General features: G+C 57.6%; 16 protein-coding genes. 9 read left to right on the top strand and 7 right to left on the bottom strand.

The genetic code is table 11. The annotated features are described in order from the left end of the window. The first annotated feature begins 40 nt into the window (after positions 1-40). The gene (locus MGEO_RS18475; protein ID WP_143746300.1) at positions 41-370 is read left to right on the top strand and encodes a hypothetical protein; all 330 of its coding nucleotides are present in this window, start codon (positions 41-43) and stop codon (positions 368-370) included. A 55-nt stretch (positions 371-425) separates the two neighbouring features. Here the strand turns inward: MGEO_RS18475 and MGEO_RS18480 are convergent, their stop codons facing one another. Beyond that, a complete protein-coding gene (locus tag MGEO_RS18480; RefSeq protein ID WP_085641147.1) occupies positions 426-899 on the bottom strand; it encodes a hypothetical protein in 474 nt (157 codons plus the stop codon). A 213-nt stretch (positions 900-1,112) separates the two neighbouring features. Here MGEO_RS18480 and nusG point away from each other — a divergent pair, with 213 nt between their 5' ends. The 7 genes from nusG (at position 1,113) to urtE (ending at position 8,533) form a co-directional block, all read left to right on the top strand. Beyond that, positions 1,113-1,625, top strand: a complete 513-nt coding sequence (gene nusG, locus MGEO_RS18485; RefSeq protein WP_085641149.1) for a transcription termination/antitermination protein NusG — start codon at positions 1,113-1,115, stop codon at positions 1,623-1,625. A gap of 117 nt (positions 1,626-1,742) precedes the next feature. Next, positions 1,743-2,210: a hypothetical protein gene (locus tag MGEO_RS18490; RefSeq protein WP_085641150.1), complete on the top strand. Its 468-nt coding sequence runs from the start codon at positions 1,743-1,745 to the stop codon at positions 2,208-2,210. A gap of 303 nt (positions 2,211-2,513) precedes the next feature. After that, the gene (gene urtA, locus MGEO_RS18495; RefSeq protein ID WP_106299235.1) at positions 2,514-3,794 is read left to right on the top strand and encodes an urea ABC transporter substrate-binding protein; all 1,281 of its coding nucleotides are present in this window, start codon (positions 2,514-2,516) and stop codon (positions 3,792-3,794) included. Positions 3,795-3,883: 89 nt separating this feature from the next. Further along, on the top strand, positions 3,884-5,842 hold the full coding sequence (gene urtB, locus MGEO_RS18500) for an urea ABC transporter permease subunit UrtB (protein WP_085641154.1): 1,959 nt from the start codon (positions 3,884-3,886) through the stop codon (positions 5,840-5,842). Between the two features lie 3 nt (positions 5,843-5,845). Continuing rightward, on the top strand, positions 5,846-7,099 hold the full coding sequence (urtC, locus tag MGEO_RS18505) for an urea ABC transporter permease subunit UrtC (RefSeq protein ID WP_085641156.1): 1,254 nt from the start codon (positions 5,846-5,848) through the stop codon (positions 7,097-7,099). Further along, positions 7,096-7,836, top strand: a complete 741-nt coding sequence (urtD, locus tag MGEO_RS18510) for an urea ABC transporter ATP-binding protein UrtD (RefSeq protein ID WP_085641158.1) — start codon at positions 7,096-7,098, stop codon at positions 7,834-7,836. The genes urtC and urtD overlap by 4 nt, the downstream gene beginning before the upstream one ends. A gap of 1 nt (position 7,837) precedes the next feature. Next, positions 7,838-8,533, top strand: coding sequence for an urea ABC transporter ATP-binding subunit UrtE (urtE, locus tag MGEO_RS18515; protein WP_106299234.1), 696 nt, complete (start codon positions 7,838-7,840; stop codon positions 8,531-8,533). Positions 8,534-8,602: 69 nt separating this feature from the next. Here urtE and MGEO_RS18520 read toward each other — a convergent pair whose 3' ends face one another. The 6 genes from MGEO_RS18520 to cuyA all read right to left on the bottom strand — a co-directional run bounded on the left by MGEO_RS18520 (position 8,603) and on the right by cuyA (position 15,294). Continuing rightward, positions 8,603-10,189, bottom strand: coding sequence for an ABC transporter permease (locus MGEO_RS18520; protein ID WP_085641162.1), 1,587 nt, complete (start codon positions 10,187-10,189; stop codon positions 8,603-8,605). Next, complete coding sequence (locus tag MGEO_RS18525) at positions 10,182-11,219, bottom strand: quaternary amine ABC transporter ATP-binding protein (protein ID WP_085641164.1); 1,038 nt, start codon at positions 11,217-11,219, stop codon at positions 10,182-10,184. The genes MGEO_RS18520 and MGEO_RS18525 overlap by 8 nt, the downstream gene beginning before the upstream one ends. A 100-nt stretch (positions 11,220-11,319) precedes the next feature. After that, entirely contained in the window at positions 11,320-12,282 is a 963-nt protein-coding gene (locus tag MGEO_RS18530) for an ABC transporter substrate-binding protein (protein ID WP_085641166.1), read from the bottom strand. 33 nt (positions 12,283-12,315) lie between these two features. Further along, complete coding sequence (gene cuyB, locus MGEO_RS18535) at positions 12,316-13,059, bottom strand: cysteate racemase (RefSeq protein ID WP_085641168.1); 744 nt, start codon at positions 13,057-13,059, stop codon at positions 12,316-12,318. Next, positions 13,059-14,261 (bottom strand): DegT/DnrJ/EryC1/StrS family aminotransferase, encoded by a 1,203-nt coding sequence (locus MGEO_RS18540; protein WP_085641170.1) that lies wholly within the window; start codon positions 14,259-14,261, stop codon positions 13,059-13,061. Before MGEO_RS18540 ends, cuyB begins: the two co-directional genes overlap by 1 nt. 7 nt (positions 14,262-14,268) lie before the next feature. Beyond that, the gene (gene cuyA / locus MGEO_RS18545; protein ID WP_085641172.1) at positions 14,269-15,294 is read right to left on the bottom strand and encodes a D-cysteate sulfo-lyase; all 1,026 of its coding nucleotides are present in this window, start codon (positions 15,292-15,294) and stop codon (positions 14,269-14,271) included. Positions 15,295-15,398: 104 nt separating this feature from the next. On the opposite strand from cuyA, the gene MGEO_RS18550 reads away from it, so the two are divergent. Further along, positions 15,399-16,292, top strand: a complete 894-nt coding sequence (locus tag MGEO_RS18550) for a LysR family transcriptional regulator (protein ID WP_158091053.1) — start codon at positions 15,399-15,401, stop codon at positions 16,290-16,292. The last annotated feature ends 4 nt before the right edge of the window (positions 16,293-16,296 follow it).

Raw genomic sequence — 16,296 nt, forward strand, 5'->3', positions numbered from 1 at the left:
TCCTGACCCTAGCCAAATGTTGTTTGGTTTGGAGATCGCAATGAAGAAGTCGCTTATGTCTGCTGCCGCTGTTATCGCACTTTCCTCGACTTCGGTTTGGGCTGCTGGCGATGCTGCGAGCGCAATGGAAATCGCCCGTGCGCAGGAAGCTTGCGGCGAAGATCGCGCTATACTTTCCGCTCGCTGGCTTGATGACGGTCGCATCGGGGTAACCTGCAATGCAGGCGCAGGCTGGCTCGGTGGAGGCGGCGCTGCGGCCGCTGGCGGTGCAGTTGCTACCAACTTTGTTCCGATCGCCGGTGGCTTGTTTGCAGTTGTCCTTGGCGCGGCAGCACTCGGCAACAACTCGAGCACCTCGGACACGCGCTAACAGCAATTGCTTGTTTGAGCCGTTTTTGGGGCACTGGCCAATTTGGCCAGTGCTTTCAGCATTCTGGGGTTCCCAAACGGATCAGTTCCGCTCCCTTGATCGTGTGGTACCCATTCATGCGATAGCGCGCGGTGGACATAAACCAGTCCTTGAGCGGCTTTGGATAGTGGTCTGCAATAACCTCTGACCAGTATTCAAAATGCTGTGGCGCCAGTGGTTGACCGTAGTAGCTTGGGCCGTGAAAGCCAAAGCGTGTTTCAGGATCAACACAAACATCTCCAGCGCCTAGATACATCGTACAAGACGACAAACAGATGCGCCCGCGGATCTCGACCCTCCGCCCAGCGGACTTCAACCGACGAATCTCGGCTGCGCGGTCACCAACTATTCCGCCACGATCATTTCCAACAACAAAGGCTGCAGACTGTGCCTGCAAGGCACCGCCGACGAGCGTGAAGCAAACAACGGACGCAGAGACAATACGGAAGGGATTGCGCAACATGCGTTGCGCAGAACTTGGGAATTTCATGGGTTTCACCCTGATTTTGGAACTCGACTACCCAGGCGAACACAGGACGGTCCGCCCACCACGGGGACAGTTAAGCGGCTACCGATTAACAGGGCTTTGAAGTCACAACTGTCTTCAAGTTTTGTTCTTTCAAGCTGAACTCGAATTGGTTGCAAATCTGATCGATGAACGACAGAACGCACTGGTCTGAAATGGTCAGCGAGGGCGTTGGACATGTCCAAGAGACCCGCCGAAAATTGGTATGTCGCGCAACTCAGGCCGCAGGGTCTGAAGCGGGCAGAGGAAAACCTGAGCCGTCAGGGCTTCCAGAGCTTTTGCCCAAAACGATTGGAAAGCGCGTTACGCAACGGGCGCCGCACAAATAGATTTGCCCCTCTGTTTCCGGGCTACCTGTTCATTGCATTTGATCCGAATGTATCTGGATGGACGGCGATCAATTCAACCCGCGGCATTTCACGATTGATCATCACTGACATTCGGAACCCAGTACCTCTGCCGGCCTCCTTCATGGCGGGCCTCATGGCGCGGTGTGATGAGGAAGATGTCGTGGGCGCGCCTCCTGACCTCAGCGAAGGTGACAGGATTCGCGTGCTGTCTGGCCCATTTGCTGAAGTGATCGCGCGGATCGAATCCCTTCAAGAAGGGGAACGTATCCAAATCCTCATGGACTTAATGGGTCAACAAACGCGGATCTCACTGCCAAGAAACAGGGTTGAGAAGCTCTAGCTTCAATCGATCCTGAACTATCAGGACCTGCTGCAATTTGGACTCACCAGGACGATTCCTGTCTTTGGGTCCAAACCATAACTTGCGCGATGGAAATTCGTGCGACACGCTCAAGAAATGGGCGTTTTGAAAACTTTGGGATATGCGTCAATCGTTGCGATCTTGGGGACTTTGCCAGCAAGATCCGACGAAGCCTTGCTGGCCAGTATCACCGAATGTGTCGGTCGCTACTCGGCACAAATGGAGCATCATTGGCTTTATGCCGACCAGCCAAGCCAACATATTGAAACACAACGATCACACCTGATCGACATTCTGGACACCTTGGTAACACCCGAGATCGCCACAAAGGTTTTGGCCGCGCGCATCAATGCGAAAATGGCACATGCCTCGCTTCTGACCCAGGCCGCTTTTTCAAGCGATCCCAGAAAGGCCTCTTGGGCCGAGAAACGAGCGATTCAATCGCTTAACCACTGCCAGAAGTTCTTGCTCGCACCTCCAGAAGACAAGCCGCGAATGGCCGCCCAAGACGCCCCGAAACTTGATCGATTGATGAATCAGGAAACTTGGAAAGCGTCACAATAGGGCGCAGCGACAAGCGGATCCGCCCAAAAAACAGACAAACGGCCATTTGAAGATCAAAACGTAGGCAAACTGCCTGTCCAGATGCGCCGCGAGCACTGAGTCTGTTCCTGTCCCGAAAAACTCCATCCTAGATACCGGCGGCTGATGGTGATCATCAGCAGATAGCGTGCGATGAGGCCGGCCGTTCAATTCCAAGCCCCACCGCACTCCGCAATTGACTTGCGTCAGCGGTATTTGGGGGCCGGAACTGCTCTTGGCAACCGCCGTTGCGCAAAACGTATGAAGGACGTTTGCATAATGTCGATGAAATTCCTCAGCACAACAGCGGCTGCCGCGCTTTTCGTGTCCACACTTCCCGCTTTCGCGCAGGACGTGACCTGTCCGATCAAAGTTGGTGTCCTGCACTCTCTGTCGGGCACCATGGCCATCTCAGAAACCACGCTTAAAGACACGATGGAGATGCTGGTTGATCAGCAGAATGAAAAAGGTGGTCTGTTGGGTTGCCAGCTCGAAGCGGTCGTCGTCGACCCTGCCTCTGACTGGCCGCTCTTTGCCGAAAAGGCACGCGAGCTTCTGACGGTTCAGAACGTGGACGTGATCTTCGGCTCGTGGACCTCGGTGTCGCGCAAATCGGCGCTGCCGGTTCTGGAAGAACTCAATGGCCTGATGTTCTACCCTGTTCAGTATGAAGGTGAGGAAAGCTCCAAGAACGTGTTCTACACAGGTGCGGCCCCGAACCAGCAGGCGATCCCGGCCACCGATTACTTCCTCGAAGAACTCGGCGTTGAGAAATTTGCGCTTCTGGGAACCGACTATGTTTACCCGCGCACCACGAACAACATTCTCGAAGCCTATCTGAAAGACAAAGGCATCGCGGAAGAAGACATCTTCGTAAACTACACACCTTTTGGTCACTCCGACTGGTCCAAGATCGTGGCTGACGTCGTGGCGCTTGGCGCAGACGGCAAAAAGGTTGGCGTGATCTCAACCATCAACGGCGACGCGAACATCGGCTTCTACAAGGAACTGGCGGCTGCCGGTATTTCCGCCGACGATATCCCTGTTGTTGCGTTCTCGGTGGGTGAAGAAGAACTCTCCGGTCTGGACACCACGAACCTGGTCGGCCACCTCGCGGCTTGGAACTACTTCCAGTCCGCCGACACACCGGCCAACGAAGAGTGGGTCGCTGCTTGGAAAGCCCGCATGGGTGAAGAGCGTGTGACCAACGACCCGATGGAAGCGCACTACATCGGCTTCAACATGTGGGTGAACGCCGTGACCGATGCCGGCACAACCGATGTGGATGCCGTCCGGACCGCAATGTACGGTCAGGAATTCCCGAACCTGACCGGCGGAACTGCTGTCATGCTGCCGAACCACCACCTCTCGAAGCCGGTTCTGATCGGTGAAATCACAGAGGATGGACAGTTCGACATCATCAGCCAGACCGAAGAAGTCCCGGGCGACGCCTGGACCGACTTCCTGCCGGAATCGGCGGTTCTCAAATCCGATTGGGCGGAACTGGGCTGCGGTATGTACAACACCGAGACCAGCACCTGCGTTCAGATCAAATCGAACTACTAAAGAACTGAGGTGCGTGCTTCCGCACGCACCCCTTCTCTACATCCATTCCCGGCGCAACCGAGGTTGCGCCACATCAAACGGATGACCCAATGCTGCGTCTTGCCGCTTTTCTCCTCGTTTCGATATCACTTGCTCTTCCGGCTCAGTCTCAACAGGCAGAGGCACCGATACAGCAGCTTCTGCAAACCCACAGCGAGATCATTCTGAAGAGTTCTCGCAGGACGATCGGACCTGCGGTCGATGCGCTCGCGAACTCAGGTTTGCCAGAGTCACAAACGGTCCTCGACCGTTGGCAGAACAAAGAGATGTGGGTCAACGAAGAAACCGGGCTGTTCGTTTTTGCCGAAGAAGTCGATCGGGACACATTGCGAATTTTCGATTTCGCCGACGGTTCGGAAATCGGTGTCGTGCCAGATGAAGGCTTTGATCAACTCAAGCCCAATTCGGGCATACGCGGCATGATCGCCACCGCCCTCGTCCAATTTCAACTGAGTGACCCAAACCCCGAAACGCGCCAGCGCGCTCTGGACGCGATCGAGCGCGGGGCGGAAGAAAGTCACCTCACCGCGCTGCGGGCAAGCATCCCACAGGAGACCGATGAAGCCCTGTTGACTCGGAAGAAGCGTTTGGAGCGTCTTCTGACGATTTCCTACGGCGAGGCCGATCAGGAACGGATCGAGGCGATTGAAAGCTTTGACGGGGACCTCGGCGTCGATGTACGCGCTGCACTTAACCCCCTGCTCGCTGTCCGCGTGGAAGCGGCAGAAACCGTGCCAGAAGACGCCGACGTGGGGCGTATTCTGAAACCCGGCTCGGAAGCGCTCTCACGCGAAGACGCTTATGATTTGCTGGTTCGCGCCGAGCTTGCCAGACCCAGGATCAGTCTGGATGATCAGCGTCAGGCGCTGATCGCGAATATTGCTGATGGGCAGGTCGCGGGAATCCAGGTCGCCACACTCGACACGCAAGCTGCACGCGACATGGCCTACGCCGCACTCGCTGAGCAGGGAACGGTCACTGCCGCCGCAACCGAAGCTGAAGTGAATGAGCGTCTCGCAAATCATGTCTTCTACGAACGCTACGTCGGTGCCCCACCCGAGGTAGTTGCGGCCGCACAATTGGCACTGAAAGCCATTGAAAACAAAGTGGCGGTCAATCAGGCCTTTGATCTTGGTCTTGACGCTCTATCGCTGGCTTCGATCTATTTCCTCGCTGCCATCGGTCTTGCCATCACCTTTGGTGTGATGGGTGTCATCAACATGGCGCATGGCGAATTCATCATGATGGGCGCCTACACGGGCTATGTCGTCCAGCTGTTCATTCCCGACTACACGCTGTCGATCCTCGTCGCGATCCCGCTGGCCTTTGCCGTTACCTTTGGCGCGGGTGTGGCGATGGAGCGGCTGGTGATCCGCTGGCTCTACCATCGCCCGCTGGAAACGCTGCTGGCCACATTCGGCATCTCCATCGCGCTGCAGCAGATCGCCAAGAACATCTTTGGCACGCAGGCCCGGCCTTTGACTGCGCCGGGTTGGTTGGACGGATCGCTGGTCATCAACGACATCGTGTCGATCAGCTATATCCGCATCGCGATTTTCGTGCTGGCGCTTCTGTTCCTCGCGCTGTTCCTGTTCGTGATGAACCGCACACGGCTGGGGCTCGAGGTGCGCGCTGTGACCCAGAACCCGCGCATGGCGGCATCGATGGGGATCAATCCCGACAAGATCAACATGCTGACCTTCGGCTTCGGCTCGGGCATCGCGGGCATCGCCGGGGTCGCCATCGGGCTTTATGCCAAGGTCACGTCCGAGATGGGCAGCGATTACATCGTGCAGAGCTTCATGACCGTTGTGGTCGGCGGCGTCGGCAATATCTGGGGCACGCTGCTGGGCGCCACTATGGTCGGCTTCCTGCAAAAAGGCATCGAATGGTTCAACCCGTCGAACACGCTGGCGGCGCAGACCTACATGATCCTGTTCATCATCCTGTTCATCCAGTTCCGGCCAAAGGGCATCATCGCCCTCAAGGGCCGCGCGGCGGAGGCGTAAGACATGACTGACGCTGCCCTCCCCCGCCGCCAGCCTTTCGCGCTGCGCTTTCCGTCTGTGATGATCTTTCTGGCCATCCTTGCACTGTTTACCGTCGGGGTGACGATCCTGTCGGAAGGGTTCGGGATTGGCGTCATTTCTACCAGCTTCATCAAGACGCTTGGCAAGACACTGTGCCTTTGCCTCGTCGCTTTGGCGATGGACCTGGTCTGGGGCTATTGTGGAATCCTCTCATTGGGACACATGGCGTTCTTCGGGATCGGCGGCTACGCGATCGGCATGTGGCTGATGTATGCCCGGACCGAGATCATTGTTCTGGAAAGCCTTGCCGCTGCCGAACTGCCGCCAACTGCGCAGGAGGTGTCCGATGGGATTGCCACACAGATCTTCGGTGTCGTCGGGTCGTCCGAGTTTCCTCCGATCTGGGCCTTTGCACATTCGTTGCCGCTTCAACTGGCGGCCGTGATCATCGTTCCGGGTCTGCTGGCACTGGTCTTTGGCTGGCTGGCCTTTCGCAGCCGTGTGACGGGTGTGTACCTGTCCATCCTGACCCAGGCGATGACCTTGGCGCTGTCGTTGCACCTCTTTCAGAATGACAGCGGATTGCGCGGGAACAATGGGTTGTCCGGGTTGCAGAACCTGCCGGGTCTGGATGACGTTCCTCAGGCGACTGTGTCGCTGTGGTTTTTCTGGGCCTCGGCCCTCGCCTTGGGTCTGGGCTATGTGCTCTGCGCTTGGATCGTGTCGGGAAAGTTCGGATCCGTGATCCGCGCCATTCGAGATGACGAGGCACGGGTGCGCTTCCTTGGATATCCGGTCGAGGCGTTCAAACTGGTGATCTTTACGCTGACCGCCGTGATCGCGGGCATTGCCGGGGCGCTCTACTATCCGCAGGCGGGCATTGTGAACCCGGCAGAAATCGCTCCCATCGCGTCGATCTACCTTGCCGTGTGGGTCGCCATTGGTGGGCGTGGTCGGCTCTATGGCGCTGTCATCGGCGCAGCGTTCGTATCGTTGCTGTCGACTTGGTTCACCGGTGGCCAGGCACCTGATATCAATCTTGGGTTTTACACAATCAGCTGGGTGGACTGGTGGACCGTGCTGTTGGGCCTGTCGTTCGTGGCGGTCACGCTCTTTGCGCCCAAAGGCATCGGCGGCTTGGTGGATATTCTGATCGACCGCAAAAGCCCCAACCGGCACGGCGCAGACCTTGGTCCGGATCAAGGCGCATTGCGGGAACAGGAGGCAGACAAATGAGCACTCTTCTCGAAGTTTCAGGCGTCTCGGTGTCCTTTGACGGGTTCAAGGCCATCAATAATCTGTCTTTCCAGATCGCGGATGCGGAACTGCGCGCGGTGATCGGGCCAAACGGTGCGGGCAAAACCACGTTTATGGACATCATCACTGGCAAGACGAAACCAGACGAAGGCCGGGTGATCTATGGCGACAAGGGAGCATCGCTTCTCAAGATGTCGGAAAGCAAAATTGCGCAGGCCGGTGTGGGTCGGAAATTCCAGCGCCCCACAGTCTTCGAAGATCAGAGCGTCTTCGACAACCTGATGATGGCGCTGAAAAAGACGCGTGGCCCACTGGCGGTTCTGTTCTTCAAACCGTCTCATGAAGACAAAGACAAGGTGGCGGATCTCGCCGATCAAATCGGTCTCTCAGGCGCGCTGCACCGGAAATCCGGTGAGCTCAGCCACGGACAGAAGCAGTGGCTCGAAATCGGGATGCTTCTGGCGCAAGACCCGCGTCTCCTGCTGGTCGACGAACCAGCCGCTGGGATGACCCCTGCTGAACGCGAGCACACCACCGACATCCTGCGGGAGGCAGCAAAGACCCGCGCTGTCGTGGTGGTGGAACACGACATGGAGTTCGTTCGCCGGCTCGAATGCAAGGTGACCGTGCTTCACGAAGGGTCGGTTCTGGCCGAAGGCTCGCTTGACCACGTCACGAAAAACGAACAGGTGATCGAGGTGTATCTTGGCCGATGAAATCCTGAAAACCGAACGCCTGACTCTGCATTACGGCGGCAGTCAGATCCTCAACGGCATCGACATGGCTGCCCGAAAAGGAGAAATCACCTGCGTCATGGGCACCAACGGTGTCGGCAAGACCAGCCTGCTCAAGGCGATCTCGGGCACCCATGCCTATTCCGGCGGGACACTGTCGCTGAATGGTGAAACCATTGATCACGCATCCGCTCATGCTCTGGCCCAAAAGGGCGTTGCTTACGTGCCGCAAGGCCGTGACATCTTTCCCCTTCTTACGGTGCGTGAAAACCTTGAGACTGGGTTTGCCTGCCTGCCGAAGTCAGAGCGCGCAATTCCCGAACACATCTTCGAGCTTTTCCCGATCCTCAAGGACTTCCTCAATCGGCGTGGCGGCGACCTGTCTGGAGGACAGCAGCAGCAACTCGCAATTGCACGCGCGCTGATCACGAAGCCGAAACTCCTGCTTCTGGACGAACCGACCGAAGGCATTCAGCCCAACATTATCCAGCAGATCGGACGGGTCATTGCCCTTCTGCGCGAACAGGCCGAGATGGCGATCGTACTGGTCGAACAGTATTTCAGTTTTGCCTACGACCTCGGAGATCAGTTCTACGTCCTTGAACGGGGCGCGGTAAAAATGAGCGGCGCAAAGGCTGATCTGGATCGGGATGCATTGCTGGCCGGAGTATCGGTCTAAGGACCCAGGTCAAAACCTAGTACCCCGGAGCGCATGTCGCGCTCCGGGGTATGTTTCACCTGAACCGCTCTACTTTTGATCCGCCCGCTTGAACGCGCCTTGCACGACGCGATCCATGACCATGGCAAGGAACAGGATTGCGAAACCGCCGAGCAGCCCCGGCCCTTTGGCCGCGAATTGCAGCGCCTCGAGGATTTCCTGGCCCAAGCCGCCCCCGCCTATGAGCGAGATGATCACCACCATCGACAGACACATCAGGATTGTCTGGTTTACCCCGGCCATGATCGATGGGAGTGCCAAGGGAATTTCCACATCCTTCAAGAGCTGCCATTTGGATGCGCCAAAGGCGACTGCGGCTTCCTTGATGCTTTCCGGTACGCCACGCATTCCGAGTGCGGTCAGACGAATGACGGGAGGCATGCCGAAGATGATGGTCGCCAGAATGCCCGGCGGGTTGCCAGTGCCAAAAAACGCAATGATCGGAATCAGGTAGACGAAAGCAGGCAACGTCTGCATCAGATCGAGCACGGGTTCGGCCATTCGGTACGCGCGCTGCGATTTCCCGAACCAAACGCCCAACGGGATACCGATCACTACGCACAGGATCACCGCCGCGCCGACCAGAGCAACCGTTTCCATCGCCAATGACCAATAGCCCAGCAACGCCGTGTATGCCATCGCAGCAACGGTGAAGATCGCTACCCTCGGCCCAGCCGCCCGATATGCAGTGACGGCAATGACCAGCATGACCACTGGCCAAGGCGAACCGTTCAACGCAAGCGTCAAACCGTCCAGAACCGTCCTGACGCCAGTTACGATTCCATCAAAAACATCCCCGCCCGCAGTCGCAGCGGCATCGATACGGGCCTCCATCCACGAAGCCACAGCACCGAAGAGTGTCCCTTCGCCTTCACCAAGGACAGCCTCAGAGACCTGACGCTCCGGGAACTCGTCGAGAAGCGCGAGCGAGTTGCTGACGGTGAATTTGTAGATGATCAGTGGCGCGATGGCTGCGGTCAGTACCGCTCCCAGAACCAGATTGGTTGTCGACCTGCCGCTTTCCGTTCCAGCCGGATCAATGCGCCAGCGTGAATACTGCTTTTCATACGCGACATTGGCGTAAACGCCCTGAATGAGCTTGAACAAAAGCAACAACGCGACGCCCGTGAGCAGTATCCCAAACCCTTCGGCCTGAGCCGCCTCGGCACGCTCTATGTTCTGATCGATCGCTTTCTGCATATTCGCGGCGAGCGTTTCAAAACGCTGTCGGCTGGTTTCATCAGCAGCTGCGGCGGCCTGATCCAGGCGCTCCTGCATGCGCTCGCGCTGTTGTTCAGCACGTTCCAGAAACTCCGCCCCTAGATTCCCCCATAACCCACGACCGATTTGCACCCATGCAATGATCTCGAGGATCAGGAAAGCCCAGAACATCCCCCAGATCGCGCGGGATGCCGCCCAGATCGGACCGAGCACCGCGGCCGCCACGTTGAAGGTTCGCGGAAGGGTGCCCGTACTGTCGTGAATCTTGTGAAAGGCTTCGACATAATAGGCGCCATTCGGGTCTGCGAAGGTCCGGATGGAACTGTCCAGGGCCTCGCGATCAACCTCGATATCCGAGGCAGCAGTGACCCTCACATCCGTAGCTGCGTCACTCATTCTTGCCCCCCTGAATTCCGCGCAGCAGGCGCGGCTTGGTTACGATCCCGATATCCGCGTTACCCTGTGTGATAACGACGGGAAGCTCCGTTTCCACGGCAAGATCAATCAACTGATCCAGATCCGCTCCCTCATCGGCGCGCGGAGCACCTTCAAGAGAACCTGTGAAGCTCTCCAAAGGCTCCATGATCGAATGGGCTTTCACCAGCTTGAGCTTCGAGATGCCCTGCACAAATTCGCGCACGTAGTCGTCCGCCGGGTTCATGACTATGTCTTCCGGGGTTCCGATCTGGACGATGACCCCATCCTTCATGATGGCAATGCGATGCCCAATCCGGATGGCCTCATCAAGATCGTGGGTAATGAACAAGGTTGTTTTCTTGAGCTGCGCCACAAGCGCCTTGAACTGATCCTGCAGCTGCAACCGGATGAGCGGATCGAGCGCCGAAAACGGTTCGTCCATCAGCAGGATTTCAGGGTCCGACGCCAAGGCACGCGCAATGCCCACACGCTGCTGCATCCCGCCCGACAATTCACGTGGCAGACGGTCTTCATAGCCTGTCAGATCGACAAGGCCCAGCGCATGATCCGAAATCGCCCAGCGTTTGGATTTCGAGACTTTCCTGATTTCCAGCGGATAGGCCACGTTGTCCCGCACCGACCTGTGCGGCAAGAGCGCCATATGCTGGAACACCATCCCGATCTGCTGCGCGCGAATGCGACGCAATTCGCTGGCCGAGATCGCTGAAACATCCTGCCCCAGAATTTCGATCTTGCCGGCTGTCGGTTCGATCAATCGGTTCACATGTCGCACAAGGGTGGACTTGCCTGAACCTGACAGCCCCATAATGCAAAAGATCTCGCCTCGGGAGACTTCGAAACTGGCGTCTTGCACGCCAACAACACACCGAAAGCGTTCGAGGACTTCGGGCTTGGTCAGACCTTCGTTCAGGACGGCCTTCATCGCCTCGTCACTGCGCTCTCCGAAGATCTTCCAGACGTTTTCAAGTTTTACGACGGGATCGTCCATACGCCTCTCCCTCATGCTGTCCGTGCCCAAAAACGCGGTATTCGCAGGGCACATCGGAAAAGGGCCGCTGCGGTATCGCAGCGGCCCTGATGAGAGAGGCTTAGTTGGTCAGCCAGTTGATCACGGTGTCTTCGTTATCCGCGACCCATTGCTTGGCAAAGTCGGCCGCTTCAACACCATCCACGGCAAGGGCCTTGCCCATTGCGCTGAGGTCGTCGCCGGACATCTGGTAGTTCCGGAACAGCGACGCGACTTCCGGGTAGCTGTCTTCAAGTTCCTTCGCGTAATGCAGGTGCAGGGTCGCACCGTTCCACGCGGTGGATGCCTGTGATTTCTCAAGCCAATCCGGATCATCGGTCGGCTGAACGATGGTCCAGGTAGACGGATCATGTGCAGGCTCTTCAAGAACGTGCAGGTCCTGCGTCACAAAGATGTAATGTGGGCTGTAGCAGAAGCCGATCCACGGATCGCCTGCGGTGGTTGCATTCGCAAGGTTGGCGTAGGCAATGGTTTCTTCGTATTCGGTGAGTTCGAACAGCTGGTCGTAGCCATACGACTTCGCGCGGATCTTCTCGACCACGGTCGAGGCCCAGCCCGGAGCACCGATCCAGACTTCCGGCGTGCCATTTCCGTCGGTGTCGAAGATCGCGATCTTGTCCGGGTCACTGAGATCATCAATGGTTTTGATGTCGTACTCTTCTGCGATGTAGGACGGAACGCACATCCCCTGCTCGGCTTGCACCGGGTTCGTGTTCATGACCACGCTGCCTTTTTCTTTGACATAGGTGTCATGCAGGTTCTGTTGGTTGGGCATCCACACTTCGGGATGCACATGCATGGAGCCGGAATCCATTGCCTCGAACACAATCGGGTTGGTGCCGTTCTGCAACTCCACATCCAGCCCGAGGTTGTCCTCAATGACAACTTCCAGAACATGGGCCGTAGCATTCACGGACGCCCAGTTCGGCACACCGATCACGATGTCTGCCGCCTGAGCCGTCCCGGCCGCCATCATTCCCACAAGAGCGGTCGTGGTCAGCACCTTTGCTGTCTTGATCTTCATATAAATGTCCTTTCCCTGTTGATTGATTTTGTTTCAGAGGGACGTGGCAATTCTTGCTTCGTCATCCCCCTCTTTCACGTCGGATGAGGACACACCCGACCGCGAATACTCAACTGCGGCGCTCACAAGCACCTGCAGCGCATCGAACACTTGTACCTTAGCGACAATATCTGTCGTCAAAAGTGAAAACTCAGTGCAGCAAATACAGATCACATCTGCCCCATCCGCCTCCATCTGGGCACAAACATCGGACAGGGTATGGGCGGCAAATTCGGACGGTCCCTGCGACTTGATCGACCGGATCGTGGCAAGGACCCGGCCTTGCTCGGACGCATAAACCGGGCTCAGGCCCGCATCAGCCAAGGCCCGTTCAAATACGCCGACCTGCTGAAGTGCTGGCGATCCAAGCAGGCCCACTTTGCCGCCCGGAGAAATTCGCGCAGCTTCGGCGCACGCCATTTCAACCATGTTCAGAAATGGTTTATCCGTCGCGGCGGCGACCTGATCGGCATAGTAGTGCGCCGTGTTGCAGGGCATGACAAGCGCCTCTGCCCCGGCGGCGACCAATCCCTTTGCCATCTGCGCAAGCACTGGCCCAGGGTCCTCTCCGCGTCCTTCAAGAATGGCGGCGATACGGGACGGCACCTGCGTGTTGTTGTCGACGAGAAGCGGAATATGGTCCGCATCATCTCGGGCCTGAACAGCGTCCACAACCTTTTGCATGAAATAGATTGTCGCCTCGGGACCCATCCCCCCGAGAACCCCGATCCGGCGCATCAGGCTGCTCCTTTTTGTAAGGTCTGCCCGACCACATGCGCGATAATGTCCGCAACATGCGCGCAATCCTCAAGGCTGAACGTCAATGGAATTCGCATATCAAGCAGTCCGGCAAGTATCGCATCCGTTCTGGGCATTTTCTGAGCGGGCATGTAGCGCCAACTCTGGTGGTTTGACGTAAATCCAACCGGCTTGGCTGCCCCGAACCACTTGAGTTCGACTCCAAGGGCCCTGACACGCTCGACGACTTCCCGAATGGTCTCTGCACCGACTTCAGGCATCAGAAACTGGAAAGACGACCCAACATATCTCTCGGCGTCAGGCCGGTGCGGAACGTAAATGCCGTTCATCTTGCGCAGGCGATCGGCGATCAGGTCATGTCGCGCGTTCCAGCGGTCAATGTTGGTTTCAAGACCCGCCAACTGTGGAAGCAGGATGGACGCGCGCAGATTGTCCATGCGACCAGACATATTGGGCGTGTCCAGACGAATGTCCTCGAACACGTCCGCTGCCGGCCCGGCACCGTGCCGCTCATAGAGCATGTACGACCCGGACAACATGATCGCTCGCGCCATGAATTCCGGATCATCAGAGGTCAGAAGCCCCCCTTCACCGCTGTTCATGTGCTTATATGTCTGGGTGGAGAAACAACCGGCGATACCAAAGCTGCCGGATTTCCTGCCGTTCCATGCAGCGCCCATCGTGTGCGCGCAATCCTCGATCAAAGGCACGTTGTGGCGATCGAGAACCGCCATCAGTGCCTCCATGTCACAAAGATGTCCTCGCATGTTCGACAGCAGGAGAACCTTCGGCGCGCTTGCGGCGATCTTTGCTTCAAGATCATCCAGATCTAGCACCAGATCAGGTGTAATCTCGACCAGTACGGGTTCTGCGCCAACCCCGGCAATCGCACCAGGCACCGGGGCCAGAGTAAACCCGTTGGTCAGAACCTTGTCACCGGCACCCACGCCCAGCGCACGCAATGCTGTTGCCATTGCATATCCGCCGGAGGTGCACGCCAGACAGTAAGCCGCCCCCTGATATGCTGCATACGCCTTTTCGAGTTCAGCTGCTGCGCCAATCTCACTGCCGGTTGTGTTGTAGCGATGCAGCCGCCCACTGCGCAGCACCTCAACCGCCGCGCCTATCGCCTCTTCGGCAATAGGCTCCTGCTGGGTAAAGCTGCCGGTGAATGGCTGCATCAGGGCATCACTCCGCTGCCATGGTCGGCGCGTCGTAGTCGAACGCTGCGGTATAGCCAAAAAGCGCGACACCACCGCCCGTATGGACAAAGACGATATTCTCGTCGCCCGCGAACGCACCTTTGCGGATCAGGTCGATCAGACCAGCTGCGCCTTTGCCGGAATAGACCGGATCAAGCAGGATGCCTTCAAGACGGGCAAACATTTCGATGGCTGCAAGACCTTCCTTGGTCGGAATGCCGTAGCCTTCACCGACGTAATCGGTGTTCGCCTCAACATCCTCACGGGACACAACACCGGGGCAACCTAGTTTCTCAGCCGTTTTGACGGCGAGGTTATAAACGTTCTCTTCCTGCTTTGGCTTGGGCGCACGCACACCGATGCCCAGCAGCGGGATATTCGCATTGATCGCCTTCAGACCGACCACAAGGCCGGCCTGCGTGCCTGCGCTCCCGGTCGCGTGCACAATACGGTCGATCTTGAGACCCATGTTATTGGCCTGCGTCACCAATTCCATGGCCGCATTTGCATAGCCCAACGCGCCGGTCGGGTTCGATCCACCGCCGGGAATTGTGTAGACGTTGCGCCCTTCCGCGCGGAATTTCTCGGCAACGACCTCCATCGCAGCATTCATGTCCAAACCGGTGCCCGGACGCTTTTCAGCTGTCGCCCCGTGCAGGAAGTCCAGGAAGACGTTGCCGTTCAGATTGTAGTTCGGATCATTCGACCCGGTGCGATCCTCAAGCAGGATGTGGCAGTCCATCCCCAGCTTGGCAGCGCAAGCAGCCGTCTGGCGGGCGTGGTTGGACTGTGTTGCACCCTGAGTGATGACGAGATCGGCACCCTGCGCCTGTGCCTCTGCCATCAGGAATTCGAGCTTGCGGGTCTTGTTTCCGCCGGTCGACATGCCGGTGCAGTCATCCCGCTTGATCCAGATGCGTGGGCCGCCAAGCTCTTTGGACAAACGGTCCATCGGCTCCAAAGCGGTGGGAAGATGAGCAAGGTTTACGCGGGGGAATCGGGAGAAGTGCATCAGACGTCCTTTCGAATGAGTCCCGGTATCAGTTGTGCATGTTACCAGCCTCGTCAAATAGAAAAACTGGCGCTAATATGCGCATTCTGCATAATGGGGGCACTATGCGCATAGACTGGATCGAAGACCTTGTCGCCCTTCTGGACAGTGGTGGCGTTGCGGACGCAGCCCGCCTGAGAAATATAACACAACCCGCGTTTTCGCGGCGCATCAAAGTTCTCGAAGAAGTGCTCGGGATCGAATTGATCGACCGATCGGTGAAACCTAGCGGCCCATCCTCGGTGCTGCGTGATCGAGAGGCCGAACTCCGCAAGCTCGCAACAGAAACCCGGTTGCTACTCTCGGACATGCGGCAGGAACAGACGATGGGGCTCAGGCAGCTCGTGATCGCAAGCCAGCACGCCATTACAACCTCTCTGGGAACGCAAATCATCAAGTCGGTCGCCGAGCCCAGCCACACGCACGTTCGTCTTCGCTCTGCCAACCGCGACGAATGCGAGACGCTTCTCATACGACGTCAGGCAGCGATTTCCCTGACCTACCGGATCAAGTCCGAACCAATCGGAGAATTGCCATCCTTCCTTACAGAAGCCGTCCTTGGGTCAGAAACACTTATCCCTGTCTGTGGTACCGCACACGCAACGGAGCTGATGAAACTGTTCAATTCCGGAGTCCTGAGAATCATTGGGTATCCTGCGGACGTGTTTCTCGGAGCTGCGATCACCCGCCACGTCCTGCCGGCACTGGAAGGTCGGTGCAGCGTCAGCGTCGTCACCGAAACGGGCCTCTCCACCGCCGCGCTTCAACTGTCGCAATCGGGTCTTGGAGTGGCCTGGGTCCCAGAAGCCCTCGCACGACCTGCCCTTAGGAGGGGTGAGCTCACCAATCTTCAAGACACGCTTGGCGGTATCGAGATGGATCTTGTCGCGCAAAGGTGGTCTACAACATCAAATGCAGCCACACTTGATGCCTGGACCCGTCTGACGGAAGCACTCTGACTCG

The organism is Marivita geojedonensis (genome assembly GCF_002115805.1).
Taxonomy (GTDB): domain Bacteria; phylum Pseudomonadota; class Alphaproteobacteria; order Rhodobacterales; family Rhodobacteraceae; genus Marivita; species Marivita geojedonensis.

What these genes read in the sequence shown, in the direction of transcription:
- urtB (WP_085641154.1), top strand. Translation starts at nt 3,884, where the DNA reads ATGCTGCGTCTTGCCGCTTTTCTCCTCGTTTCGATATCACTTGCTCTT.
- nusG (WP_085641149.1), top strand. Translation starts at nt 1,113, where the DNA reads ATGTCCAAGAGACCCGCCGAAAATTGGTATGTCGCGCAACTCAGGCCG.
- MGEO_RS18550 (WP_158091053.1), top strand. Translation starts at nt 15,399, where the DNA reads ATGCGCATAGACTGGATCGAAGACCTTGTCGCCCTTCTGGACAGTGGT.
- MGEO_RS18525 (WP_085641164.1), bottom strand. Translation starts at nt 11,219, where the DNA reads ATGGACGATCCCGTCGTAAAACTTGAAAACGTCTGGAAGATCTTCGGA.
- urtC (WP_085641156.1), top strand. Translation starts at nt 5,846, where the DNA reads ATGACTGACGCTGCCCTCCCCCGCCGCCAGCCTTTCGCGCTGCGCTTT.
- urtD (WP_085641158.1), top strand. Translation starts at nt 7,096, where the DNA reads ATGAGCACTCTTCTCGAAGTTTCAGGCGTCTCGGTGTCCTTTGACGGG.
- MGEO_RS18490 (WP_085641150.1), top strand. Translation starts at nt 1,743, where the DNA reads ATGGGCGTTTTGAAAACTTTGGGATATGCGTCAATCGTTGCGATCTTG.
- MGEO_RS18540 (WP_085641170.1), bottom strand. Translation starts at nt 14,261, where the DNA reads ATGCAGCCATTCACCGGCAGCTTTACCCAGCAGGAGCCTATTGCCGAA.
- MGEO_RS18530 (WP_085641166.1), bottom strand. Translation starts at nt 12,282, where the DNA reads ATGAAGATCAAGACAGCAAAGGTGCTGACCACGACCGCTCTTGTGGGA.
- MGEO_RS18480 (WP_085641147.1), bottom strand. Translation starts at nt 899, where the DNA reads ATGAAATTCCCAAGTTCTGCGCAACGCATGTTGCGCAATCCCTTCCGT.
- cuyA (WP_085641172.1), bottom strand. Translation starts at nt 15,294, where the DNA reads ATGCACTTCTCCCGATTCCCCCGCGTAAACCTTGCTCATCTTCCCACC.
- MGEO_RS18520 (WP_085641162.1), bottom strand. Translation starts at nt 10,189, where the DNA reads ATGAGTGACGCAGCTACGGATGTGAGGGTCACTGCTGCCTCGGATATC.
- cuyB (WP_085641168.1), bottom strand. Translation starts at nt 13,059, where the DNA reads ATGCGCCGGATCGGGGTTCTCGGGGGGATGGGTCCCGAGGCGACAATC.
- urtA (WP_106299235.1), top strand. Translation starts at nt 2,514, where the DNA reads ATGAAATTCCTCAGCACAACAGCGGCTGCCGCGCTTTTCGTGTCCACA.
- MGEO_RS18475 (WP_143746300.1), top strand. Translation starts at nt 41, where the DNA reads ATGAAGAAGTCGCTTATGTCTGCTGCCGCTGTTATCGCACTTTCCTCG.